This window comes from Methylotenera sp. (assembly GCF_030684185.1).
In the GTDB taxonomy this organism is placed as follows: domain Bacteria; phylum Pseudomonadota; class Gammaproteobacteria; order Burkholderiales; family Methylophilaceae; genus Methylotenera.
Genome location: NZ_JAUXOY010000014.1, coordinates 534,157 through 559,592, shown reverse-complemented (window position 1 = coordinate 559,592; position 25,436 = coordinate 534,157). Strand labels below are relative to the sequence as shown.

Annotated in this window: 23 protein-coding genes; 10 read left to right on the top strand and 13 right to left on the bottom strand. The window is 43.4% G+C overall.

Going from position 1 to position 25,436, the window contains the following annotated elements; all coding sequences use genetic code 11:
* Positions 1-14: 14 nt before the first annotated feature.
* The 5 genes from era to lepA all read right to left on the bottom strand — a co-directional run bounded on the left by era (position 15) and on the right by lepA (position 4,744).
* Entirely contained in the window at positions 15-926 is a 912-nt protein-coding gene (era, locus tag Q8J82_RS05390; RefSeq protein WP_304892196.1) for a GTPase Era, read from the bottom strand.
* Positions 923-1,630, bottom strand: a complete 708-nt coding sequence (gene rnc, locus Q8J82_RS05385; RefSeq protein ID WP_305327121.1) for a ribonuclease III — start codon at positions 1,628-1,630, stop codon at positions 923-925. Before rnc ends, era begins: the two co-directional genes overlap by 4 nt.
* A 30-nt stretch (positions 1,631-1,660) precedes the next feature.
* Positions 1,661-2,053 carry a DUF4845 domain-containing protein gene (locus Q8J82_RS05380; RefSeq protein ID WP_305327122.1) on the bottom strand — a complete coding sequence of 131 codons (393 nt, stop codon included), beginning with the start codon at positions 2,051-2,053 and terminating at the stop codon, positions 1,661-1,663.
* A 37-nt stretch (positions 2,054-2,090) separates the two neighbouring features.
* A complete protein-coding gene (gene lepB / locus Q8J82_RS05375; RefSeq protein WP_305327123.1) occupies positions 2,091-2,870 on the bottom strand; it encodes a signal peptidase I in 780 nt (259 codons plus the stop codon).
* 80 nt (positions 2,871-2,950) lie between these two features.
* Entirely contained in the window at positions 2,951-4,744 is a 1,794-nt protein-coding gene (gene lepA, locus Q8J82_RS05370) for a translation elongation factor 4 (RefSeq protein WP_304892192.1), read from the bottom strand.
* 300 nt (positions 4,745-5,044) lie between these two features.
* On the opposite strand from lepA, the gene Q8J82_RS05365 reads away from it, so the two are divergent.
* Positions 5,045-5,797, top strand: coding sequence for an endonuclease/exonuclease/phosphatase family protein (locus tag Q8J82_RS05365; protein WP_305327890.1), 753 nt, complete (start codon positions 5,045-5,047; stop codon positions 5,795-5,797).
* Positions 5,794-6,984, top strand: a complete 1,191-nt coding sequence (clsB, locus tag Q8J82_RS05360; protein ID WP_304892190.1) for a cardiolipin synthase ClsB — start codon at positions 5,794-5,796, stop codon at positions 6,982-6,984. The genes Q8J82_RS05365 and clsB overlap by 4 nt, the downstream gene beginning before the upstream one ends.
* 120 nt (positions 6,985-7,104) lie before the next feature.
* Here clsB and Q8J82_RS05355 read toward each other — a convergent pair whose 3' ends face one another.
* The 5 genes from Q8J82_RS05355 to rpoE all read right to left on the bottom strand — a co-directional run bounded on the left by Q8J82_RS05355 (position 7,105) and on the right by rpoE (position 11,512).
* Complete coding sequence (locus Q8J82_RS05355) at positions 7,105-8,529, bottom strand: DegQ family serine endoprotease (protein ID WP_305252233.1); 1,425 nt, start codon at positions 8,527-8,529, stop codon at positions 7,105-7,107.
* Between the two features lie 69 nt (positions 8,530-8,598).
* The gene (locus tag Q8J82_RS05350) at positions 8,599-9,099 is read right to left on the bottom strand and encodes a SoxR reducing system RseC family protein (protein ID WP_304891971.1); all 501 of its coding nucleotides are present in this window, start codon (positions 9,097-9,099) and stop codon (positions 8,599-8,601) included.
* A gap of 66 nt (positions 9,100-9,165) precedes the next feature.
* Positions 9,166-10,128, bottom strand: a complete 963-nt coding sequence (locus tag Q8J82_RS05345) for a MucB/RseB C-terminal domain-containing protein (RefSeq protein ID WP_370690408.1) — start codon at positions 10,126-10,128, stop codon at positions 9,166-9,168.
* A 5-nt stretch (positions 10,129-10,133) separates the two neighbouring features.
* Positions 10,134-10,658, bottom strand: coding sequence for a sigma-E factor negative regulatory protein (locus Q8J82_RS05340; RefSeq protein ID WP_304891969.1), 525 nt, complete (start codon positions 10,656-10,658; stop codon positions 10,134-10,136).
* Positions 10,659-10,726: 68 nt separating this feature from the next.
* Complete coding sequence (gene rpoE, locus Q8J82_RS05335) at positions 10,727-11,512, bottom strand: RNA polymerase sigma factor RpoE (RefSeq protein WP_370868626.1); 786 nt, start codon at positions 11,510-11,512, stop codon at positions 10,727-10,729.
* Between the two features lie 160 nt (positions 11,513-11,672).
* On the opposite strand from rpoE, the gene nadB reads away from it, so the two are divergent.
* The 4 genes from nadB to Q8J82_RS05315 all read left to right on the top strand — a co-directional run bounded on the left by nadB (position 11,673) and on the right by Q8J82_RS05315 (position 16,274).
* Positions 11,673-13,322, top strand: a complete 1,650-nt coding sequence (gene nadB, locus Q8J82_RS05330) for an L-aspartate oxidase (RefSeq protein WP_304891968.1) — start codon at positions 11,673-11,675, stop codon at positions 13,320-13,322.
* Positions 13,319-13,816 carry a thermonuclease family protein gene (locus Q8J82_RS05325; protein ID WP_304891967.1) on the top strand — a complete coding sequence of 166 codons (498 nt, stop codon included), beginning with the start codon at positions 13,319-13,321 and terminating at the stop codon, positions 13,814-13,816. The genes nadB and Q8J82_RS05325 overlap by 4 nt, the downstream gene beginning before the upstream one ends.
* A 238-nt stretch (positions 13,817-14,054) precedes the next feature.
* The gene (locus Q8J82_RS05320; protein ID WP_370653580.1) at positions 14,055-15,671 is read left to right on the top strand and encodes a DEAD/DEAH box helicase; all 1,617 of its coding nucleotides are present in this window, start codon (positions 14,055-14,057) and stop codon (positions 15,669-15,671) included.
* Between the two features lie 123 nt (positions 15,672-15,794).
* A complete protein-coding gene (locus Q8J82_RS05315; protein ID WP_304891966.1) occupies positions 15,795-16,274 on the top strand; it encodes a peptidylprolyl isomerase in 480 nt (159 codons plus the stop codon).
* A gap of 74 nt (positions 16,275-16,348) precedes the next feature.
* Here the strand turns inward: Q8J82_RS05315 and mutS are convergent, their stop codons facing one another.
* The 3 genes from mutS to Q8J82_RS05300 are packed head-to-tail and all read right to left on the bottom strand — an operon-like array spanning position 16,349 to position 21,821.
* A complete protein-coding gene (mutS, locus tag Q8J82_RS05310; protein WP_304891965.1) occupies positions 16,349-18,967 on the bottom strand; it encodes a DNA mismatch repair protein MutS in 2,619 nt (872 codons plus the stop codon).
* Positions 18,964-21,012 carry a site-specific recombinase gene (locus Q8J82_RS05305; protein ID WP_305327889.1) on the bottom strand — a complete coding sequence of 683 codons (2,049 nt, stop codon included), beginning with the start codon at positions 21,010-21,012 and terminating at the stop codon, positions 18,964-18,966. Before Q8J82_RS05305 ends, mutS begins: the two co-directional genes overlap by 4 nt.
* A 2-nt stretch (positions 21,013-21,014) precedes the next feature.
* Entirely contained in the window at positions 21,015-21,821 is an 807-nt protein-coding gene (locus tag Q8J82_RS05300) for an inositol monophosphatase family protein (protein WP_304891963.1), read from the bottom strand.
* 142 nt (positions 21,822-21,963) lie between these two features.
* On the opposite strand from Q8J82_RS05300, the gene Q8J82_RS05295 reads away from it, so the two are divergent.
* From Q8J82_RS05295 to Q8J82_RS05280, 4 genes are all read left to right on the top strand, one after another.
* Positions 21,964-22,725, top strand: a complete 762-nt coding sequence (locus tag Q8J82_RS05295; RefSeq protein WP_304908728.1) for an RNA methyltransferase — start codon at positions 21,964-21,966, stop codon at positions 22,723-22,725.
* A 4-nt stretch (positions 22,726-22,729) separates the two neighbouring features.
* Positions 22,730-23,488 carry a serine O-acetyltransferase gene (cysE, locus tag Q8J82_RS05290; protein WP_304891632.1) on the top strand — a complete coding sequence of 253 codons (759 nt, stop codon included), beginning with the start codon at positions 22,730-22,732 and terminating at the stop codon, positions 23,486-23,488.
* A 282-nt stretch (positions 23,489-23,770) separates the two neighbouring features.
* Positions 23,771-24,277: an Rrf2 family transcriptional regulator gene (locus tag Q8J82_RS05285; RefSeq protein ID WP_304891633.1), complete on the top strand. Its 507-nt coding sequence runs from the start codon at positions 23,771-23,773 to the stop codon at positions 24,275-24,277.
* 2 nt (positions 24,278-24,279) lie between these two features.
* Complete coding sequence (locus tag Q8J82_RS05280) at positions 24,280-25,434, top strand: cysteine desulfurase family protein (RefSeq protein WP_304891634.1); 1,155 nt, start codon at positions 24,280-24,282, stop codon at positions 25,432-25,434.
* Positions 25,435-25,436 lie beyond the last annotated feature (2 nt).

Sequence of the window (25,436 nt, the reverse complement as noted above, 5' to 3'; positions counted from 1 at the left end):
GATTGGCGATTTAATTAATATCCAAGTGACTTTAACGCTCGCTCATCGTCTGCCCAGCCGCCTTTAACTTTCACCCAAGTTTCCAGATAAACTTTTCCGCCAAACAGCTTTTCCATATCCTGCCTAGCTTCAGTGGAAATCTGCTTCATTTTCTCACCATTCTTACCGATGAGCATGGGTTTCTGGCTATCTTTATCGACAATAATGGCAACAAAAATGCGACGTAAGTTGCCAATTACTTCAAACTTTTCAATTTCCACGGTGACCGCGTAAGGAAGTTCATCACCGACTAATCTGAAAATTTTCTCGCGCACCAATTCAGCAGCTAAAAATCGCTCATTTTTATCTGTGAGTTCATCTTCAGAATAAATCGCCGCTTGCTCGGGCAAATATTTACGAATGGCTTGCAAAAGCTCGTCCAAATTTAGACTCTTCTTAGCGCTCACAGGTACGATTTCTGCAAAAGGAAATTCCAAATCAAAGTCTTGAATCAGCGGCAATATATTACCTTTGTCCCCCATTAAATCTAATTTATTGACGACTAAAAATGTGGGTGTTTTTTCTGAAAGTAATGACAATACTTTTCGATCAGCATCGCCTAATTTCATGGGCTCAATCACAAACAGCACGACATCCACTTCAGTCAGCACTTGCGTAACAGTTTTATTCAATCCTTTATTCAGTGCATTAAGATGCTTTTGCTGAAAGCCCGGTGTATCCACAAATAAAAACTGTGTATCGTCAGTGGTATGAATACCCAGTAAACGATGCCGTGTTGTTTGTGCCTTACGTGAAGTAATCGCTAACTTCATCCCCAAAATGTGGTTAAGTAACGTTGACTTACCCACATTAGGCCGACCCACAATGGCAACTGTGCCACATCTAAATGCAGAAGGTGCTACTAAGTCTGAGTCTGAATCTGTCATTTTTTCGGTTTATCCAATTTAGTATTTACCAAGGAGTGATTGTCTAATGCTACGAGAGCCAGTTGAGCTGCCTGCTGCTCTGCAATACGGCGGCTGGTGCCCTCACCAAGAGTGCGAATATTTAACTTCTCTATCCAACACTCTACTTTAAACACTTGTGCGTGCGCTTCGCCTTCTAAGTGTGTAACGGTGTATTCCGGTACTGTTATTTTTTTGCCTTGAAGCAATTCCTGCAGCAAGGATTTTGCATCTTTATCAATTATTTTAGGGTCGATGGTATCGAGCTTGTCTGTATAAAATTGTAACACTAACGCTTCAGCTGCAGAAAAACCACCATCCAGATATACCGCTCCAATAATAGCCTCAAGCGCATCTGCTAGTATAGAGGGCCTTCGCCAGCCCGCACTTTTCAGTTCACCTTCACCTAATTTAAGTGCATCGCCTATATTGAGCGAAAAGGCTATTTCACTAATGGTAGCTTCTTTCACCAGTTGCGCTCGCAAGCGGCTTAGATCGCCCTCAGCCAGTGTTGGAAAACGCTGATACAATTGATTGGCAATAATAAAATTAAGCGCGCCATCGCCTAAATACTCTAACCGTTCATTATTTTGGGCGGCATAACTGCGATGGGTCAAGGCCTGTGTAAGCAGATTTTTATCTACAAACTTGTACGTAAGACGTTTTGATAAATCCTGCTGAGTCATTTAAAAGGTAAAAAAACCTGTATTTCTAACTTACTTGCCATCACTAGTAGCATTAAAATCCATCAAGACGCTGATATTACCAAAAAGCGGTTTAACTACCTGATACTGTGCTGACACTACAGTTTCGCCCGAACTGTTCTTATCTATGGATAAATCTGCGCCTTTAATCACAGTAATATATCCCGTATCGGCCCGTCTATTAAACGAATCCTGAATCTCTCTTTTGCTCATAGTACTCAAAGGTTCTTTATTCATAGCACGCATGACAGTTTTAACCGAAAAATATTCTTGGTAAGCCGGGAATATTTTCATCGCAATCAGTGCGACAAATACGATTAAACCACCCACAAACAACATGCCGAGCAAAGTGGCACCAGCTTGTTTTTTTGCACTATGCTGTTGATTAATTTGATAATGATGCATTATTTTCTCCGCCTTTATAGTTGAATGCTAATTGCCATCAATGTATTGAATTGCCTATTCTAGAACCTTGATCAAAATTCATCCAGATAAAAAATGCTTTACCTACTAAATTTTTCTCTGGCACAAACCCCCACACGCGGCTATCTGAACTGTCATCACGATTATCACCCATCGCCAAATAATGCCCATCGGGCACTACCACCTCTTCATCATTTGCAAATTTAGACCCAATAGCATCAGCATCGTAGCTACCCACCCAGTCATTAATCAAAATATCGTGTTGCTCACTACCAAGTTGTTCACGGTATTGCTTTGCTGTCACCATATTAAGTCCTGGTTTAACATAAGCGTAATCACCCACTTCTTGTACATCTAACAATTTTCCGTTGATTGTCAGTTGCTTATTTTGATATCGAATCTTATCGCCCGGTAAACCGACTACGCGTTTAATATAGTCTACTGATGGCTCTGGTGGGTAATGAAACACAAATACATCGCCACGATTCGGGTGATTGATCTCAAAAAATGTATTGTTCAAAATTGGCACACGTAAACCATAGGTAAACTTATTTACTAAAATATAATCACCCGCCAATAAAGTTGGCATCATCGAGCCAGATGGGATTTTGAAAGGCTCCACAATAAAAGAACGTACAAAGAAAACCACTAAAATGACAGGGAAAAAGCTTTTGGCATATTCCACAGCAACTGGTTCAGCTGCACCAACTGCACGTTTTTTACGCAATACCAAACTATCCAGCATCCATATGAAACCAGTAATCACCAGTATTGCCACCATAAACAAAGCAAAATACATTATTTATTAATCCTATTTAATTAGCTGTAACTTAATATTCAGCATATGAATTACAAAGGTCTATCTTCTGTAGCAAGTTATTACTTATCTTCAACACGTAAAATCGCTAAAAACGCCTCTTGTGGAATCTCGACATTCCCCACTTGTTTCATGCGCTTCTTACCCTCTTTTTGCTTATCTAATAGTTTTCTTTTACGTGAAACATCACCACCGTAACATTTTGCAATCACGTTTTTACGCATCGCTTTTACCGTTTCACGCGCAATAATATTCGCACCTATAGAAGCCTGAATTGCTACATCAAACATCTGACGTGGAATCAATTCACGCATTTTAGCCGCCACTTCGCGTCCGCGATGCACACTATTTGCTCTGTGCACAATCATACTTAACGCATCCACGCGCTCACCATTCACCATAATGTCAAGCTTCACCAAATCCGCCGCGCGAAACTCTAAAAACTCGTAATCCATAGAGGCGTAGCCGCGTGAGACCGATTTTAATTTATCAAAAAAATCCAGCACCACTTCGTTTAGCGGCATTTCATAACTCAACATTACTTGCCTACCCATATACTGCATATTCTTTTGAATACCGCGCTTATTGTTACACAAGGTCATGACTGGCCCTACATAATCTTGCGGCATCAACAAATTCACGTTAATCACTGGCTCACGCGTTTCTTCAACGCGTGAAGGCTCAGGTAAGCGTGATGGGTTTTCAATCTGTACCACCGAACCATCTTTAAGCAATAGCTCATAAACTACAGTTGGTGCAGTAGTAATCAAGTCCATATCATACTCACGCTCTAAGCGTTCCTGTACGATTTCCATATGAAGCAAGCCCAAAAAGCCGCATCTAAAGCCAAAACCCAAGGCTGTTGAGTTTTCAGGCTCAAACAATAAAGAAGCATCGTTCAAACTCAGCTTTTCAAGTGCTGTTCGTAAGGCCTCAAACTGATTAGATTCAACTGGATACAGCCCGGCAAACACTTGCGGTTTCACTTCTTTAAAACCTGCTAACGGTTCAGTTGCAGGCCTATTCACCAAAGTCACGGTATCGCCCACTTTAGCACTCGCCAGCTCTTTAATGCCCGCAATGATAAAGCCTACCTCACCTGCTGAAAGCGAAGTTTTCTGCAAAGATTTTGGCGTAAACACACCTACTTGCTCACATAAAAAGTCTGTATGGGTCGCCATTAAGCGTATTTTATCTTTTGGTTTTAATACACCATCAATTACGCGCACTAACATCACCACACCAACATAATTATCAAACCACGCATCAATAACCAACGCCTTGAGAGGCGCATCCACATTACCTTTCGGCGGCGGTACTTTTTTAATTACCGCCTCTAAAACATCGCGCACGCCCAAACCGGTTTTAGCAGAACACAGCACCGCATCACTTGCATCTACACCAATCACATCTTCAATTTCTTGCTTTACACGCTCAGGGTCGGCCGATGGCAAATCGATTTTATTCAATACCGCTGTCACTTCTACACCTAAATCGAGCGCAGTGTAGCAATTAGCAACACTTTGTGCTTCAACACCCTGGCTAGCATCCACTACTAATAATGCGCCTTCACAGGCGGAAAGTGAACGCGAAACTTCATAACTAAAATCAACATGGCCTGGTGTATCAATCAAATTGAGATGGTAAATTTGACCATCATCGGCTTTATAGTCCAAAGCCGCCGTTTGAGCTTTAATGGTAATGCCACGCTCACGTTCAATATCCATAGAATCAAGTACTTGCGCCTCCATTTCACGGTCAGCGAGGCCGCCACACAAATGAATGATACGATCTGCCAAGGTAGATTTACCGTGATCAATATGGGCAATAATGGAGAAGTTACGAATATTTTTCATTTAGTCTTTTAAGCTTTTTAAAACTTTGAATTCTGCTTTACAAATAAAGATAAGGCGCCAAAAGCGCCTTTTCACAATAGGCGTGATTTTACAACAAATGCTTGATTAGTTTGTAATTAATTGTGAGCCTGACTTTATAGTTTAAGATAAAACTCCATGTAAGGTATTTAATGTCATAAGCGCCATAAAACTGGTTGGCACAGCGATACCCCGTTCATTTCTGAACAATATGCTGCTCATCATGCCTATGCTTTTGTTGTATGATTATTCTAACGACAAGTTCTATCAATCGAGTTAAATTTGCACAATACGCTACGCATCGCCACATTCAATATCCATAAGGGCTTTACACACTTTAACGCCCATTTTTCTTTACATGTTCAACGTGAAATACTAAGAAAATTACATGCTGATATTATTTTTTTGCAAGAAGTTCAGGATGTGCATACTAAACATACCGAACGTTTTGCTTCATGGTCAACTTCAGGGCAAATGGAGTTTTTGGCTGATGCGATATGGCAGGATTATGCCTATGGTAAAAATTCGGTGTATCCGGCAGGGCATCACGGCAATGCACTCCTTTCAAAATTTCCGATTATTAGAAGTAACAACAAAGATATTTCTGCACATGCTACAGAACAGCGTGGCATGCTGCATAGTGAAATCAACGTACCTAACTGGGATGTACCATTACATGCCGTTTGTGTACATCTTGGTTTATTTGCAAGATGGCGGCGCCAACAATTAAGCGCTGTATCAGACTACATCGAACAGCACGTGCCAGCGAATGCACCTCTGATTATTGCAGGTGATTTTAACGATTGGGGCATGCATACCGGGCGCACCTTTGCCAAACGACTACACATGCATGAAGTGTTTGAGCATCATGCAGGCAAGCCTGCGAGGAGCTTTCCATCTTGGTTGCCGGTACTGCGACTAGACCGCATTTATGTTCGTGGTTTTCATGTAAAACATGTAGAGGTGCACTCCGGGGCGCATTTTGTTAAAGTATCCGACCACGCGATTCTTACTGCAACACTTTCTAAAATATGACGCATTTTGTTGGCGGCAATCAAATAGAACTATTACGAAATGGTGCCGAGTATTTTCCTGCACTTGAATCTGCCATTAATGGTGCCGCACGCGAAATTTATCTGCAGGCTTATATTTACCAAGCTGACTCTGCAGGTACTCGTATTGGCGACGCCCTTAAACACGCTGCAAAACGCGGAGTGGCTGTAAAAGTATTGCTAGATGGATTTGGCAGCAAAGATTTACCAAAAACTTTTGTATTAGAGCTAGAACAAGCGGGTGTTCTGGTGATGTTTTATCGTCCAAAAATATCACCTTGGACGCTGAAAAAAAGACGTTTACGGCGGCTGCATCATAAAATTGCCACTATTGATGGAATTATTGGTTTTGTAGGTGGCATTAACATCATAGATGACTTTGACATTCCCAACCAAGCCCCTAACAACGTACCTCCGCGTATTGATTATGCTGTGCGTATTCAAGGCAAACTCTTACTGGCCTTGGTAGCAAATGTACAAAAGATTTGGCGCCGGATTGCATGGATACATTTACGCCAAGTTGATGCCTCCTATGTAAAGATAACCAAAAGTTCAACTGAACCTGCCAATCTGCAAAGTAAAATGAATGAAGGGGTTAAAGCAGCGCTTGTGGTTCGTGACAACGTATTACACAGGCGCGATATTGAAGATGCTTATATGTCTGCTATAAGCCAAGCAAAACGCGAAATAATTATCGCCAATGCGTATTTTGTGCCTGGCAGAAGATTTCGTCTGGCCTTAATCGCGGCAGCCAAACGCGGGGTGAGGGTCAGGCTACTGCTACAAGGTCGCATGGAATACTTTGTTATGTTTGCTACCCATGCTTTTTATAGTGAGTTTCTAAAAAATGGTATCGAAATTTACGAATATCGTAAAAGCTTCATGCATAGCAAAGTTGCCGTAATAGACAGTGTCTGGGCAACTGTAGGTTCGTCCAACATCGATCCTTTTAGCCTGCTATTAGCGCGTGAGGCCAATATAGTCATGGAAGACAATCATTTTTCTAAAGAATTGCAGTTGGATATTGAGTCATCTATTCAAGAAGGCGCTCATCGTGTGGATGCTAAAAGTTGGGCTCAAGGCAATATTATTAAACGTATTGCTTCATGGATTGCATACGGATTCGTCCGGTTGCTTTTAGGTGTGATTGGCCAGTCAACTGAAAAGTGATTTTTTAATATCGATTGAAGCTTTTGAAAAAGATAAACCCGCCAGCAGGCGGGTTTATTTCATCTTAAAAACAGCCAATCTATAAAGCTGATTATTTTGCTAATTTATAGATAGCGGTAATCACTTAGTCACTTTAATCGGCACATACAAAGTATTTTCACCACGCAACACTAATACAGCAATAGTTTTACCGCTGACGACAGCATTAATTTGCTTATTAAATTGCTCCACACTTTGTGTTTCAGAATTATTTAAGCCTAATATTACATCACCACGGCGGATTCCAGCTTGTGCCGCTGCGCCGATACTATCAATCACCAATAAGCCGTTTTTACCATTCAGCTTTTTCTTTTGTTGTGGAGTAAGTTCTTTTAGTGTCAGGCCAATTTTATTGGCCTCAGCTTTAGACTCCGGCTTATTGGGCTGAGCAGCTTCATTTGAGTCATTAGGCATTTCACCTACACCTATATTGAGTGTTTTGGCACTCCCTTTACGCAAAATCTCAACTGCTGCAACTTTTCCTGGTTTGGCAGAACCGACTGCACGTGGCAAGTCAGCCGAAGTAACAATGGGTTTACCATCAAACTTGGTAATCACATCACCAGCTTCTAACCCACCTTTGTCCGCAGGGCCGTTTTTCTCGACACCGGCTACCAAAGCACCATTCGTATTCTTCATACCAAAAGATTCAGCAAGCTCTTTGGTAATTTCTTGAATAGCAATACCTAGCCAACCGCGTGTAATTTTGCCAGAGGCTTTGAGTTGATTTGAAATATCAATCGCCACATCAATAGGTATGGCAAACGAAAGACCCATAGAACCACCGCTGCGACTGTAAATTTGTGAATTAATCCCCACAACTTCACCTGCCAGATTAAACAATGGTCCGCCTGAATTACCAGGGTTAATCGCCACATCGGTTTGAATAAAAGGCACGAAATTTTCTTGCGGCAGCGCACGGCCTTTTGCACTGACAATGCCTGCTGTCATGGTATTTTCCAGACCGAATGGAGAGCCTATCGCAGCCACCCATTCACCTACTTTTAATTTTGATGAGTCGCCAATTGTTACCTTTGGTAAGCCTGAAGCTTCAATTTTAACAAGTGCGACATCCGTACGTTTATCCGCGCCTATAATCTTAGCCTTGAATTCACGTTTGTCGGACAGTTTGACAATGACTTCATCAGCTTCATTAATTACATGTGCATTGGTTAAAATATAGCCATCACTACTAATAATAAAGCCTGAACCTAATGATTGCGATTTGTAGTCTGGCTGGGGTGCACCATTTTGCCCAGGCATACCTGGCATACCCGGAATACCAAAGCGTTTGAAGAACTCCTGCATTTGCTCATCGCCCTCCATGCCCGGAAAAGGCATCGCATTTCTACCAGCACGGACATTTTGCGTCACACTGATATTCACAACCTCTGCGCCGTGTTTTTCTGCAAGCTCAGTAAAATCCGGCAAATTTTTTGCATAAACATTTGTACTAATCGCAGTAACTAAGCTAAAACCAATCACAGTAATCCAATTTCTTAACATCTATTCACCTCGTTTAACTTTTAGAAACATTCTGAAATTTAACAACGTTTACAACGTTACTATTTAATTTCAATATTTGGTAATGTCTTTAATTTGGGCATTATTACAATTTTCAAGCCTTGCATCCTCTGCATATCGCAAAATAACGGCTTGATATTTTTTACTGTAAGCAACACCAGAATGATGATGGCCAATAAGATGCCCTTTTACCCACAAGAAACCTAATACCAAGCCTGTAACTGCACCAACAATCACATATAACTGATTATTGAAGAAATAATCCGTCAACACCGTTCCTATCAACAATCCAATCAACGGCACGACATAAAGAAAGAACGCAGAATTCAATACAGCCTGCTCATCAATTCCAACAACCACGCTATCACCTACTTTAGCGCCAACTGGATTTTCAGCAGTAAAAGTATGGCTGTTATGCCCAAGCAACTTGCCCCAAGTAGCATTTCCGCAACCGCGAGTCTGCCCACAAAGTCCACAAGCCGTGCGTCTTTCTACTTCTAAAGTCGCTTGGTTGTCTATGCAACCAGTAACAATGGCGTACTCTTCTATCATGGCCAGACTTTTTTACTTTTTAATGAAATTCTATGAATGAAATTTAAAGTTAGCGTATTTTAAAAGTTATTTTATAAATACAACTGCATTTGCAATTTGAGCGACAGTCGCTTCTGGCACTTCACCTAACGCTGTAATTTGTAAGTATCCTGCAACACTTGAATAAAAACTCGTATTACCCACTACACTATTGCCCGATCTAGGTTTAACGCCTTTGGCGATTGGTTCAATAAACAATGAGACCGAGGCCAAGCCATCAGAAAATATCACATGGGTGACTGGAAAAGATTTGCCATGCACCATGCGTATCATCTGATCAACCTTGCGATAGCCTGCAGGCAATTCTTTCAATGTCCAATGAGGGCTGACGTTATTATCAGCTTTTGTTGGCACTTCATCTTCCATCACGTAACTTTTTTTGGAATCAATTCTAGGTTTAAACCAATCCAGATCAACGGTATTGAGCAGGTTTAATTGATTAAAAGCAATGCTGTCCATCATTTGGTTACGGCCATTAAACATCACCGATTTTAATATCAGTCCGTATTCCTTATCAATCCAGAACCTGTAGCTGTAGCGCAAGTTATCCTTAGGCTCTAAAAATAATATCAGCGCTTCACGATTCGCTACGCGTTCAGTATCACCTGTTCGTACGGAGTAACTCGCTTTAACCAAGTCCAGATTTGTAGGTAAAATAGCGGGGAACATGTTTTGTCCACGTCGTTTTTCAATCACAATTTTTTCGTTTTTTTGGTTGTAAATAACCAAGTCGCCGCCTTGACTAAGCACTTCACGCGGCGAACCATCAAGTACAACATTGTGCCCAAACTCATTTTGACCATCAAAATAATGCTTGATTTGAACAGATTTGGTATTTTGCCCAGACTGACAAACAAATATACCCTGATAGCTCAGTGCGCGCGCTGCAACCGCTGCTTTTTGCAGGATTTGCCAGCCATCTTCATCATTGGCAGCCTGTGCACTCAGTGTTACGCCAACTAATAGGCAGGCTAAAACAAAACGCTTCATGGGCATTACTCTGAATAACTGGCTGATTGAATGTAGTATGAGCTGGCCGTTGGGGCGGACGCTCGATGTGCCATCAAATAATCATCCGGAATCGCTTGTTCTGCTTCTATAGGTAAAGCTGGTGCTTGTTTTGTAACTACTGCCTGAGCAACTACTACTGGCGCCATGGTATCTGTCACTTGCGTTTGCAGCAACATCCATCCAACGACCATCACTGCGGCAAATGAAGCCGCTATTGACCATGTGACAGGCGTTTTGCTGGTGATTTCTGCAGATTGCTGATGTGTTTGGGCTTGATTCATCCATCCCGCATTCGGCGCCAGCACAGTGGGTTCAAGCTCTATTTTATGCATTAAATTTTGTTTAAAGCCAGGACTTAATGTGGCGGTTCCTCGCATCACGTCACCAATCAAATGATATCGGCCCCAAACCTCAGCCGCATGGCCATTGGTTTGCATAGCGGCTATCAAGTGCTCAGCATCTTTTAAGGCAATTTCATCATCGGCCAAGGCGGATATTTGTTCTGTCATCGTTAACTCCAAAATCTCATACGTTGTTTCTTTAAACGTCTCTTAAAATCAAATTGCAAAATTTACAACTACCATCTTTTGTTATCTGGCGTATCTAACAGCGGCTTCAATTTGAGTGAAATCGTGTCACGCGCTCTGAAAATACGCGACCTTACTGTACCAATTGGACAATTCATAATGGTAGCGATTTCTTCGTAGCTAAGGCCTTCAATTTCACGCAAGGTAATCGCCGTGCGCAATTCCTCTGGTAAACCCGCCACGGTATCATTCACAGTTTGTGCGATTTGCTTGGTCATCATAGAAGACTCCGGCGTTTCCATCGTACGTAACTCGTCACCATCTTCAAAGTTCTCGGCATCTTCAATTTCAACACCTGTGCTCACTGTAGGTCTGCGACCCATGGATACGAGATAATTTTTTGCAGTATTAATACCGATGCGATAAAGCCAGGTATAAAACGCGCTGTCGCCGCGAAAGTTTGGCAATGCGCGATACGCTTTTATAAACGTGTCCTGCACAATATCTTCGATTTCGGATTGATCCCGCACCATGCGCGAGAGTAAACGCGCCAATTTGCGCTGATACTTATCGACCAGCATACCAAATGCGCGCTTGTCACCACGCTGAGCGCGCAAAACAAGCTCATAATCAATCTCTCGATTTCCAGCTGAAGGATTAACGGCCACTACGCTTAGGTTTCCTGTTGGTTTAGTCTGGTTATTTTTAGGCACATTAGTAATTTCACTGATACTTTTTCCACTGTCACTTTCTGTAATAATTGAAGTATAACCTTGCGTAGCAGGTTGCACTAAACTTAGTTGCGTAAATTCTAATATTTTACCAATATGCATAATTATGCTTTCCTCTTAACAACAATACAAAATTACAATCTAGTTTTTTGTTACGTTTGTCAGGTATCTCTATTGCCTTTTATAAAGACAGCGATACACTCTCATTAGTTCCAGCGCGTGTATTTATCAACTGAAAGTTTAAAACAGAAATCACACCTTAAATATGCAGCAATTTGATGTCCTGATTATTGGAAGCGGTCTTGCAGGGTTGACCCTTGCACTGCGCACGGCGGCAGACAAAAAAGTCTGCCTGGTGAGCAAGCGTTGCATTAACGACACCGCCAGTGACTGGGCGCAGGGCGGGATTGCTGCGGTATTAAATGATGATGACAGCATAGAAAATCATATCCAAGATACGCTGATTGCTGGCGCGGGCTTGTGCGATGAAGCCGTTACTAAATTGGTGGCAGAACATGCCAAAGAAGCCGTTGAATGGTTGATTGAACAAGGCGTAGGCTTTACCCGTGACCAAGATAATAGCGGCTATCATTTAACGCGCGAGGGCGGTCATAGCCACCGCCGCATTATTCACGCAGCCGATGCTACCGGTCATGCGGTACAAATGACGTTATCAGACAAAGTAAAACGGCATCCCAATATTACTTTGATGGAAAATCATATTGCGGTCGATTTGATTACGACGCGTAAGATGGCAAAAACAAAATTCCAACCCACTGATTACAATACTGACGACAACGCCTGCTTAGGCGCTTATGTATTAGATAAAAATACAGGTAAAGTCATTACCATTGCAGCACAAAACACCATTTTAGCCACTGGCGGTGCAGGAAAGGTATACCTATATACCACCAATCCAGATGTAAGTACTGGTGACGGCATTGCCATGGCATGGCGGGCAGGTTGCCGCATTGCAAATATGGAATTCATACAATTTCATCCCACTTGTTTGTTCCATCCGCACGCTAAATCTTTTTTAATTAGTGAAGCTGTACGTGGCGAAGGTGGTCTGCTTAAACTGCCTGATGGCACAAGATTCATGCCCGAACATGACCCCCGTGAAGAGCTCGCCCCGCGCGATGTCGTTGCCCGCGCCATAGACTTTGAAATGAAAAAACGCGGCTTGGACTGCGTTTATTTGGATATTACAGACAAACCTTTAGCTTTTCTCAAGGAACATTTTCCCAATATTTATCGACGTTGTTTAGAATTAGGCATTGATATCAGTAAAACACCGATTCCGGTAGTACCAGCCGCGCATTACACCTGCGGCGGCGTAATGACGGACGATAAAGGGCGTACTGATATTAAACACTTGTACGCCATTGGCGAAACAGCGTGCACAGGTTTACATGGTGCCAACCGTCTTGCTAGCAACTCATTGCTTGAATGTTTGATATTTGGTAAAACAGCCGCTGAAGACATTCTAAGCCAACCCACAAAACCCTCGCCGCAGCTACCCTATTGGGATGAAAGCCGCGTGACAGACGCAGACGAAGAAGTACTGATTACGCACACGTGGGATGAGCTACGCCGCTTTATGTGGAACTACGTGGGGATTGTGCGCACCGACAAGCGCTTAAGCCGGGCGTTGCACCGCATTCACATGCTGCGTGATGAAGTGCATGAGTTTTATAGCAATTTTAAAGTCAGCAACGATTTAATCGAGCTGCGGAATTTGCTACAAGTAGCCGAATTGATTGTTGAAAGCGCCATTTCTCGCAAAGAAAGCCGTGGTTTACATTACAGCAAAGATCATCCAAACGCTGAATTAGAGCCTATCCCCACCGTGCTGGAGCCATCGAATTATTACAGCTTGCTAGACCGTGAGCATGGCAACGAGCATCAACATTGAATCGTAACTTTTGCTTTGCCTTCATTTTTATTAGCTTGCTTACCGCCTCAGCGAGCCATGCTGATGAAACTTTATACACCGTTGTTTACGTTTATGATGGCGACACTGTAAAACTAAGACCCATTAACTCAAATAACAAAAAAAATGACTTCAAACTCCGCCTTACAGAAATTGATGCGCCCGAGCGCAACCAGAACTACAGCCTAAAGTCACGCCGTGCGCTTATTAAGCTTTGCCAGGGTAATGACATCCTCGTCACCACTGAGGTTATTGCCAAAGATAAATACCATCGCTCATTAGGCAGGCTGCAATGCAACCATATTGATGCTAGCCTTTACTTGGTCGAACAAGGCTTGGCTTGGAATTACACGAGATATTCCATAGATGCAGAAATTTACCAAGCTGAAATCGATGCGCGTGTAAAAAGGCTGGGGCTTTGGGCAGATGATTATCCAGTTTCCCCTTGGGATTGGCGCCGCCAGCATACACATTAGCTGTGTTTTAGTCTAATTGTAATTACCCTGCAAAATACAAAACTAGCTTTAATTGCAATCTTCCGTATAATACTAGGCACGAAATATCAAAACCCTATGCCAACCAATCAGCGTAGCGGTCTCATTACCTTAATCTTCTTGATTTTCAAATCACTTGAATGATTATTACATTTGCCTTCCTCGATTGGTGTTGCTTCATAAGTAATAGGTCGGCTTACACCCAAGCTGGAGCTATACATTGACAATTGAAACCATTGTGCCTATTGAACATAGGCCACTTAACTTTAACGAGTTAGGCTTATCCGAACCGATTTTGCGTGCTATTAACGACGCGGGTTACACAACACCAACCCCCATTCAGTCTAAAGCGATACCGCAAGTATTAAGCGGTGGCGACTTACTGGCAGGCGCGCAAACAGGTACGGGCAAAACCGCTGGTTTTACCTTGCCAATTTTGCATTTACTCAGCCAAAAACCTTTATCCGAAGTCGCTAAAGGCCGCCCCCGCTGTTTAATGCTCACCCCTACGCGTGAACTGGCGGCACAGATTGAAGAGTCGGTAAAAACCTATGGTAAATATTTGCCGCTGACTTCAACCGTGATTTTTGGTGGCGTGAACGCTAATCCGCAAATTGCACGCTTGAAAAAACCGCTGGATATTCTGGTCGCCACACCTGGCCGCTTACTTGATCATGCTAACCAAAAAAATGTAGATTTGTCAGGTGTTGAGATTTTAGTGCTTGATGAAGCCGATAGAATGTTAGACATGGGCTTTATACGCGACATCAAAAAAATTCTCGCGATGTTGCCTAAGCAACGACAAAACCTGCTGTTCTCTGCCACATTCTCGGACGAAATTAAAGCCTTGGCCGACGGATTGTTACACAACCCCGGCTTTGTTGAAGTGGCGCGCCGCAATACCGCATCTGAATTGGTTGAGCAGACCGTACATATGGTCGCACAAGGTCATAAACGTGACTTAATGAGTCACCTGATTAAGCAAAACGACTGGAAGCAAGTGCTGATATTTACCCGCACTAAACATGGGGCGAATCGTTTAGCAGAAAAACTGGTTAAAGATGACATTCAGGCCGCTGCAATTCACGGCAACAAAAGCCAAGGCGCACGTACCAAAGCATTAGCGCAATTTAAAGATGGCAGTATGCGCGTACTGGTAGCAACTGACATTGCCGCACGCGGCTTGGATATTGACCAATTGCCGCAAGTTGTGAATTTCGAATTGCCAAATGTGCCAGAAGATTATGTGCACCGTATCGGCCGAACTGGTCGCGCAGGTAGTAGCGGTGCAGCGGTTTCACTGGTTGACCGTGAAGAATTGAAGTTACTGAAAGATATTGAAAAGCTGATTAAACGTGAGATTCCTAAGGTACATGTAGAGGGTTTTACGCCAAATGCAAACCCTGAGCCTGATGCGCCACGTTCTACTCAACCGCATGGCAGACCGCCGCGCGGGCACGGCCAAGGTCAGCAGCGTAAAGCACATGCGCCATCTAATACTGAGGGCAGTGCTGCAAACCCAAATGCTGGACGCAATCAGAACAGAGGCAATGGACAACGTAATGGCCAAAGTAGAAACCAAACCGCGCAGATTAATGAAGGACGCCCAGCGCAAGGAAACACACAAAAGCCTGCACAAAATATAAGCACAAAGAATATGTCTGAAGCGGCCCGTCATCAGGCAATGCCGCAACCAGCTCTATTTGTACCGCCAAGCCCTAGCCGTCACCAGCCAAATCGGCAAAATACAACACGTCCAAGTGAAAGTCGTGGTAACGCTGGCAGAACCAATACCAACCCGAACAGCACACATAGAAGCGGCGGTAGAGGTCGTTAATGTTTAGTAATTAAAAATAAATTCGCTTAATATTTTAGTGAATATCTAAAATAGATTAAAATTATATCCATAAAATTTTACAAACTTTGATTTAGAACTTTAGCTTAGAATAAGGATAGCATCATGCAAATTGCAATGAACACCGTAGTAACAATGACTTACGAACTTAAAGATGCTGATGGCAATGTGCTGGAATCTAGCGCAGATCCAGTGGCATATTTACACGGCGGTTACGACAATATTTTCCCGAAAGTAGAAGAAGCCATGCATGGTAAAAATATCGGTGACGTTGTGATTGTTGATTTACAGCCAGCCGATGCTTTTGGTGAATATGACGAAGAGTTGGTTCAAATTGAACCTGCAAATGCATTCCCAGCAGCTGATTTAAAAGTCGGCATGCAATTTGAAGGCGAGGACGAAACTGGCGAAGTGATTTTATATACTGTGACAGAAATCGCAGACGGCAAAGTGATTGTTGATGGCAACCACCCATGGGCTGGTGAGCGCGTGATATTTAGCGCAACCATTACCGCTGTGCGTGCCGCCAACAAAGAAGAAGTAACACACCAGCATGTACATGGCGCTGGTGGCCATCATCACTAAAATACCAGCACTGCTAATACAAAAAAGCACTCAGTTTTTGAGTGCTTTTTTATTGGGGTTGAAACCTGATTGATTCAATCCTTATTAATTAAATCTTTAAGTTTATATAAAAAATCTAGTGCTTGTTTAGGCGTTAAATCATCAGCTTGCATTGTTTCCAGCTCTCTAAGCACAGGGTGAATCGGTATTTCGGCCACCAGCTCATGAGTGATAAACATATCTGGCTGTGAAGTATTTTCAGCGACCTGATTACGCTCTAATTGAAATAGTTTTCGCTTAGCTGCAGCGACTACAGACCTCGGAATGCCAGCTAATTGCGCCACTTGCAAACCATAACTTTGATTGGCTGCGCCCTCTTCTACCTTATGCATAAACACAATAGCCTTATTATTCTCCGGGCCATGCTCAACCGCATCCAGATGAACATTAGCCGCATGTTTGAATTCATCGACAATGCGTGTAAGCTCAAAATAATGTGTAGCAAACAATGTGTAACTGCGATTCTTTTCGAGTAGTTGTTTCGCCACCGCCCAAGCCAGACTTAAGCCATCAAACGTTGAGGTACCACGCCCAATTTCATCTAAAAGCACTAAGCTTTTATCAGTGGCATTATGCAAAATATTGGCAGTTTCAGTCATCTCCACCATAAAAGTCGAACGGCCACCAGCCAAATCGTCAGAAGCGCCTATTCGCGTCATGATGCGATCAATATTGCCAATATTCGCAGAAGATGCTGGTACATAGCAACCGCAATGCGCCAGCAATACAATTAAGGCAGTTTGCCGCATAAAAGTGGACTTACCACCCATATTGGGGCCGGTAATCAGCAATAGCTGACGATACGGGTTTAAATTCACATCATTAGCTACAAATGGCTGCGAAATATTTTCTACCACTGGGTGACGGCCATTCACGATTTGAATTCCGGCTTCAGTCGTAAATTGCGGCGCTACATATTTCAGCGTGACTGCCCGTTCAGAGAAGCAACATAAAACATCCAGGCTGGCAACCGCTCCAGCATTGGCTTGCAGGCCAGCAATATGGGGCGCTAATTGCTCTAGCACTTCAGCGTACAGCATCTTTTCACGCGCTAAAGCACGGTCGTTCGCGCTCAGCACTTTATCTTCAAAGGCTTTGAGTTCTGGCGTAATAAATCGCTCTACGTTTTTAAGTGTTTGACGACGCCTATATTCTGTAGGAGCGCTTTCCGATTGGGTGCGGCTCATTTCAATGTAAAAGCCATGTACACTGTTGTACTCTACTTTTAGGTTTGCAATGCCCGTACGTTCTTTTTCAAGTACTTCATACTGCAATAAAAACTCACCGTGATTATTTTGCAGAACACGCAACTCATCCAACTCTGCATCATATCCATCTGCGATTACACCGCCTTCACGCAATACCGTACTTGGCTCAGGTTTAATGGCCGCTGTAAGCAAACTCACCACGGCATTAGACGGTGTTAAGCTAGACCCTAATGTTTGCAACAAACTGGTTTGCGAATTTAGCAACTGCGCTTGTAATAACGGTAACTGCTGCAAACTTGCGGTTAACCCAGATAAATCGCGTGGCCTTGCCGTCTTTAAGGCAATGCGTGCCGTAATGCGTTCAATATCACCAATCGCTTTAAGTATTTGAGTCAGCGGCGAATAAACCCCCTCCTGAATCAGCTCAGCAATTGCCTCATGGCGCTTCAATACAAAGTTTCTATCTTGCAGAGGGTGATGTAGCCAATGCCGCAATAGCCTTGCGCCCATTGCTGTTTGAGTGGTATTGAGCAGCGAATATAGTGTGGGAGCAGCCTCACCGCGCAAAGTAACATCAATCTCTAAATTGCGACGCGTAGCTGCATCCAGCTGAACGTAGGCACTCGTTACCTCGACGCTAATCGCATTGATATGCGGCAATGCAGTCCGTTGCGTATGCTTGACATAATCTAACAAAGCACCAGCTGCACAAATAGCTGGATTAAGACTAGCACAACCAAAACCATTCAAGTCATAAGTATCAAGTTGCTTGGTCAGTGTTTTAAAGCCACTGTCAAAATCAAACTGCCAAGGACTTAAGCGTTTTTTCGCTACTTTACAAAGATTTATGGCGGCATGCTGAAAATCATCGGCCAATAAAATTTCGCTAGGCGCGATGCGTTCAATTTCCTGGCCTAACAAACCGATAGCAATTTCACTCAGAATAAATGTGCCGGACGCTAAATTTAAACGCGCTAAGCCAATCACGCCGTCTGACTGAAAGATGCTTAATAACTGATTGTCGCGCGACGCATCTAATAATGCAGTATCAGTTAAAGTGCCTGGTGTCAGAATACGCGCTACCTGCCTGTCGACCGGGCCTTTACTGGTTGCAGGGTCGCCCACTTGCTCGCATATCGCAACTGCCTCACCCAGTTTGGCGAGCTTCGCCAAATACTGTTCAACCGCATGATACGGCACACCCGCCATTTTAATGGGCTGGCCATTGCTACTGCCGCGATGCGTCAGCGTGATGCCAAGTAAACGCGAAGCTTTTTCAGCATCTTCAAAAAACAGCTCGTAAAAATCGCCCATGCGATAAAACAACAACATGTCTGGATGCTGTGCTTTTAAGCCGAGATACTGGCGCATCATTGGGGTATGACTAGCGGTTGCAGGATGAGAGGAGGCTTGATCGGCATCCAACTGATTTTGTATATCGCTCATTTTTCAGTAAGGTTATCAATCGGACTTTTTTGAGGTGGCAGGATGAATTCACCTGGATGCTGATTCAGCCTAGACGCTAGATTACCCAATAATAAACGCCATTGTTTAAAGCGCACTTTACGCGACTTCATCGCCACATACAAAGCCAAGCCAAAGCTAACAGCGAGATTCACAATGCCTATTAGCACCAAACCTAACCCGGCAAATAACACAGCTTGCCAACTAAGCATAAAGTCCAGTCCAACCATAGAAAATCCAACAAAAGCCGATGAAAATGTAATATGCCGAATATCAAATGGCAAGCCAAACAACACGCCGATTGCTGCCATGCCGCCCAATAAACAGCCAAAGTAAAAGTTACCTGCTAGCGCACCCAGATTATTTTCAATGTAATTAGCGATGCGGTCTAATCTCGCCACACCAAGTAATTTTTGCAACCAATTTAAAGCGCGTAAACGCTGTGGAATTTTGTTATACACCGCTAAATTATCATGATACCCAGCGATTAATCCGGATAAAAACAAACAAACACCCGCGATAGCCGCGTAAAATAAAGCTCCGCTATTGATTGGATCAATATCCGCCAATAAGTGGCGTGCTTTTTCCGGGCTGACAAAATGCTGACCACTGAAGTAGTAGGTACCCCAAGCAATCAACATGGCGATAGGAATCGCCAACACTACATTGCCAAAAATTGCGGCCATTTGGCTACGCATGGTGCAGGCAATCATCGCAACTAAATTATCCATCCCCCTCGACTTACCATCACTTGCATCAATACTGGCCGCGATAGCCGCCGCTGTCATTGCTGGTTGCTTAGTGGCTACGGTAAAATGCAAGATATGAATTAATATGAAACCTAGTCCATAATTCAGGCTGAATAAAATAGCCTCTGTTAATGGTGCTAAGTGCTGCTTGGCAAACAGAATTTTAATCATTGCCATTATCCCTACAATCACACCCGCCCCCATCGCGGATCGCATTAGCGCAAAATAATCGCTACGATTTTCGGTAATATAATGCTCACCCGTGCGACTTGCATTTTCCGTCACACGTAACGCCATCAGCTCCATGTTTTCTTGCCAGTGTTCATGGACGTCATTCTTATGGCATTCACTGTAAACAAGCGCTTTAAATAACTGCACCACTTCAACATTTGCAGTTTTACCGCAATTTAAATGATCAATAATATTGAGCAGTGTTTCTAAACGACTAATTTGCTGCGACATGCGCTGCAACAGAAGAGTGAGTTGAATACTAGTACCAGTTTGCGTGCTATTTCGCCTAATTTTGCTAATGATGTTGTTACATTGATCCAGCATCACCAAAATATGTTTAATATCAGCAACATCTTCGCTGGCAACATCACTGGCAACAACATCAAGATTGGTAGTTGCATTAAAGACTGTATTGCCAGATGAAGCTAAATACTCTGCCAGCTCTGTATGCTGCGTAATAAAAGGTGAGCTATGCTGCTCAAGCTCTGGATGATTTCGTAAGAGTTCCGGCTCCAGACCCAATGCGGCAATCCGATACGACAACACTTGCGTAGCTTCTAACAAGTTCTGGCGGCATGGTTCCGTAACATTAGTAGAAGCATCCTCAAAACGGATTGCAATGATTAGCTGTTCCCAAACGCTATCTGGCACAGCCAAAACCCACAACTCATCGCTAGACTTAGTGAAAAAAAGTGCAAATAAATCAATTAGATAAGAAGTATCAATCGCTTCCGGTAAAAACTTATGCGAGATACGTCGGCGCATTTCGGTAAAAAACCCAGAAAATGCAGAATGGCGTGCAACGACAAATAATGAGATGGGGTTATGCTCGCTTAACAGCTTGAGTATTGCCTCACGCAATAGTCTTGTTTTTTGCGGGTCATTATTAAGCAAATAACAGAGTGCCTGAATCGCCTTAACCGCCGCCTCCACCTGATATGGTTTCGGCGGTCTAATTTCTGCAATTAAATTTGCAACAAAATTAGCTGTTAACTGCGGTGAGCGATGAACGTCATTCGCATACCGCTCAAACACCTGTTCTATCATGTTTATTTCGGTGTCTTTAAATCTTCAGTCACGTGCGGACTTAAAGTTTGTAACATTTGCGCAAATACTTTTGGATTGGCTGCGACAATATTACCAGTTTTAAGCCACGATTCATTGCCCTCAAAGTCACCTACAATGCCACCTGCTTCTTGTACGATCAAGCCACCTGCTGCAATATCCCAAGTAGATAGGCCAATTTCCCAGAAGCCGTCATACCAACCAGCAGCAACATAGGCTAAATCCAAGGCCGCAGAACCAGGACGACGTATCCCTGTGGTTTTTTTAATCATGTCTTTTAACATGTCTAAATATGTATCTAAGTGCGTAAAATCACGAAACGGAAAACCTGTCCCGATAATAGACTCTTGTAGCTTAGTGCGCTGCGTCACGCGAATGCGCTTATCATTCAGAAATGCGCCGCGACCTTTGGTAGCCGTAAATAAATCATTTCTGTTAGGGTCGTATACCACAGCATGCGTCAGCACGCCACGTTCCTGCAATGCAATTGAAATGCAGTATTGCGGAAGACCATGCAAGAAGTTTGTAGTACCGTCTAAGGGGTCAATAATCCAAATGAAATCTGCATCAATATTGGATTCACCACTTTCCTCACCTAAAAATCCATGGGTTGGATACAGCTCTTTAAGCGTATCAATAATGGCATACTCAGCCGCTTTATCGACCTCGGTCACAAAGTCATTATAGGTTTTGGTTTGAATCTTGAGTGAACCAATATCCTCTGAGGCACGTGTAATAATACTGCCAGCGCGGCGTGCAGCTTTCACTGCGTTTGATAGCATAGGATGCATATTTTCTCGAATCTGTGTAGGTGCTTTACTTATATCAGATATTTACTATGCAAAAACTATGCATATAAAAAATCTAATTTTAAAGTCGTGTTAAAGAACTGATAAAATAGCATTTTAACGGTTATTACCGTGACTTGAACATATGACTTCAAAATTAGATTCAACAAAATTACACACATTACACAATTTTCGTGTGGTGTTATGCCAAACCAGCCATCCTGGCAACATTGGTTCAGCGGCGCGCGCCATGAAAACAATGGGGATTAGTCAGCTATATCTGGTCAAGCCAGATAGTTTTCCGGATGCACATGCAACGGCATTATCTACAGGTGCAGCAGACTTACTGGAAAATGCAGTGGTGACTGAAACTTTAGCTGAAGCGCTGACTGGTTGCGCTTTTGCAATAGGGTTAAGTGCACGTAAACGTGGCTTGTCTCACGAATTGGTCAATGTACGAACAGCCGCTACAAAAGCGATAGAAATCGCCGCAACGCAACCTGTTGCTTTGGTATTTGGTACGGAGATGAGCGGCTTATCCAATGCCGAGCTAGATCACTGTCAAATGCTGGCAATGATTCAAGCTAATCCTGAATATTCATCGCTTAACTTAGCCGCTGCCGTGCAGATTATGTGCTACGAACTTAGAATGGCGGCGCTTGATGAAAACACGATTAGCCCAAATGCAATGCCAGAATATGCCACCATTGATAGTCTGGAAGGATTTTACGCTCATTTGGAAGAAACCTTGCTGCATATCGGCTATTTAAACCCTGCCGCACCTAAAAAGCTAATGGAACGCTTAAGACGTATTTACGCAAGAGTTCGATTAGAAAAAGAAGAAGTAAACCTGTTACGTGGCATACTTACATTAACCGTTACCCCTAGAAAACACGACAAGTACTAACACTATGTTTGATCACGTTAAAGAAGATATCGCCATTGTGTTTGATCGCGATCCAGCCGCCAGAACACACTGGGAAATACTCACGACCTACCCGGGTGTACATGCTTTATTAATGCATCGCTTCTCTCACTGGCTGTGGCAGCAAAATTTATACTGGCTTGCGCGTTTTAATTCACATATAGGCCGATGGCTTACAGGTATTGAAATTCACCCAGGCGCCACCATTGGCCGACGCGTGTTTATCGACCATGGCATGGGTGTTGTGATTGGTGAAACAGCCGTGATTGGTGATGACTGCACGCTGTACCACGGGGTAACGCTAGGTGGCACTTCATGGAACAAAGGTAAACGTCACCCTACGCTGGAAAATGGCGTGGTAATTGGCGCTGGCGCAAAAGTGCTTGGTCCGATTACGGTTGGCACTGGTGCGAAAATTGGCTCCAATGCCGTAGTGGTGAAAGACGTGCCTGCCAATGCAACCGCAGTTGGAATTCCTGCACGTATTTTAGAGGAAGAAAAAACCAACAAAGAAAATGTTAATAAAAGCACAAGCTTTACCGCTTACGCGGTGATTGATGATAATGATAAATTTAATCATGAAGCAATGTCTAAAGCACTGCAATCACTGCTGGAGCGTAACGCAGTTCAAGATGCCCAACTAGCCGAAATGGCCCTTCAGTTAAAAGCGCTAAGTGATGACGTAGTTAGTGACGAAGAAGTTGCATCCGCATTTGATGTTAAACAGCCCGCAAAAGGCAAGTAAAGCAAAAGCAGTAAAACTAAAAGAGACCTTTGCTAAAGTATTTATTGCGGCAAATTACTGCGTTGCACGGTACTCGCAACCTCGCTGTACACCGAGTACTATCTCGGTTTCTGTGTTCCGTGCGCCTTGTACTTTATCCACACTAAACACTTTTGCAAAGACCTCTAAAAATTAGCAATCAAGACCTAACCCCGCTCGTCCATGGAACTTAATTCACTAATAGTTGACCAAAGTTATCAAGTATTATAAAATTACTGATAATTATTAAGGTGCAATTAAGTCATGAAACTCACTACCAAAGGCCGTTTTGCTGTTACTGCAATGCTTGATATTGCCATGCATGAGTCGAGTACACGCGATACAAATGCAAAACCTGTCACGCTCGCTGGAATTAGTGAGCGTCAAAGCATCTCTCTCTCATATTTAGAGCAACTGTTCAGTCGCTTGCGCCGCCAAGGTTTGGTGAGCAGTGTTCGCGGACCAGGTGGTGGTTATAAGCTAGCTAAAGATATTTCTAACATTTCTGTGGCTGAAATCATCAACGCGGTAGACGAGCAAATTGATGCAACTCAATGTGGCGGACATGAAAACTGTCGCGATGAAGGGCGTTGTATGACGCATGATTTATGGGCAACACTCAATAGCAAAATTTTAGACTATCTCGCAGGCATAAGTTTGGCTGACATGGTGGCAGCACAAAATAGCGGCCAGAAAATAGCCATCATGCCACGTACCTGCAACACCGAAAAAACGAACCATGCACATAGCCCTGAGTCAGTGAGCGCCTAATAATGGCCAGTGTTTACTTTGATCATAATGCAACCACAGCGCTAGACAGCACAGTGCTAGAAGCAATGCTGCCTTGGATGCAAACTCAAAGCGGCAATCCGACTAGCCGCCATAGCTATGGCCGACGCTCGCGTGATGCTATTGAACACGCAAGAGCACAAGTTGCAGAAGCTTGCGGCGCATATAGCTCTCAAGTGGTGTTTACTTCATGCGGCACAGAAGCCAATAATTTTGCAGTAAAAGGCATAGTGGGCATTAAACCTGCCGTCACTGCTCAGCAAATTTTAACTAGTGCGGTTGAGCATCCTTGTGTGACGCGCCCTGCTCTAGCAATGCAATCTTTAGGCTATGTAAGCCGACACATTGCAGTAGATGCAAATGGAAAAGTGGATTTAGAACAATTAAAATCTCAGCTTGTTAAATCCACTGGTTTGGTTTCAGTAATGTTAGCAAACAATGAAACAGGTGTAATACAGAATATCGCCAGTATTGCTGATGTGGTGCGTAATGCAGGTGCATTTATGCACACCGATGCAGTGCAGGGTTTAGGCAAAATTGAATTAAATTTTGCCGATTTAAACGTACATGCCATGACGGTTTCGAGCCATAAAATTCATGGCCCACAAGGTGCTGCAGCACTGATTTTAGACAAACGGGTTGATATACAACCATTGCTACATGGTGGCGGGCAAGAAAAAGGCTTACGTAGCGGCACAGAGAATGTCGCGGCAATAGTCGGTTTTGGCGCGGCTTGTGAGCTAGCTATAGCCAATCAAAAACATTTTGCAGCCCATACGCAAGCGCTACGCGAACAGTTTGAACAAGGTTTAAAATCGCTGAACGTTACTATTTTTGGCGATCAGGCTTCTCGCTTGCCAAACACCAGCTTTTTTGCGATTGATGACATTGAGGGTGAAACATTAGTCATGGCATTAGATCGCAAAGGTTATGCGGTTGCCAGCGGTTCTGCCTGCTCAAGTGACAGTACGAAACCAAGTCATGTGCTATTAGCGATGGGTGTGCATGCCGATATTGCGCGTGGCGCGGTTCGCGTAAGTTTTGGCGCTGGCAATACTTCAGCGCAAGTCACTGACTTTTTAGCCACACTGAGCAATGAAATTTTAAGATTGAAACAATTAACGTCTATTGCCGCTTAAAT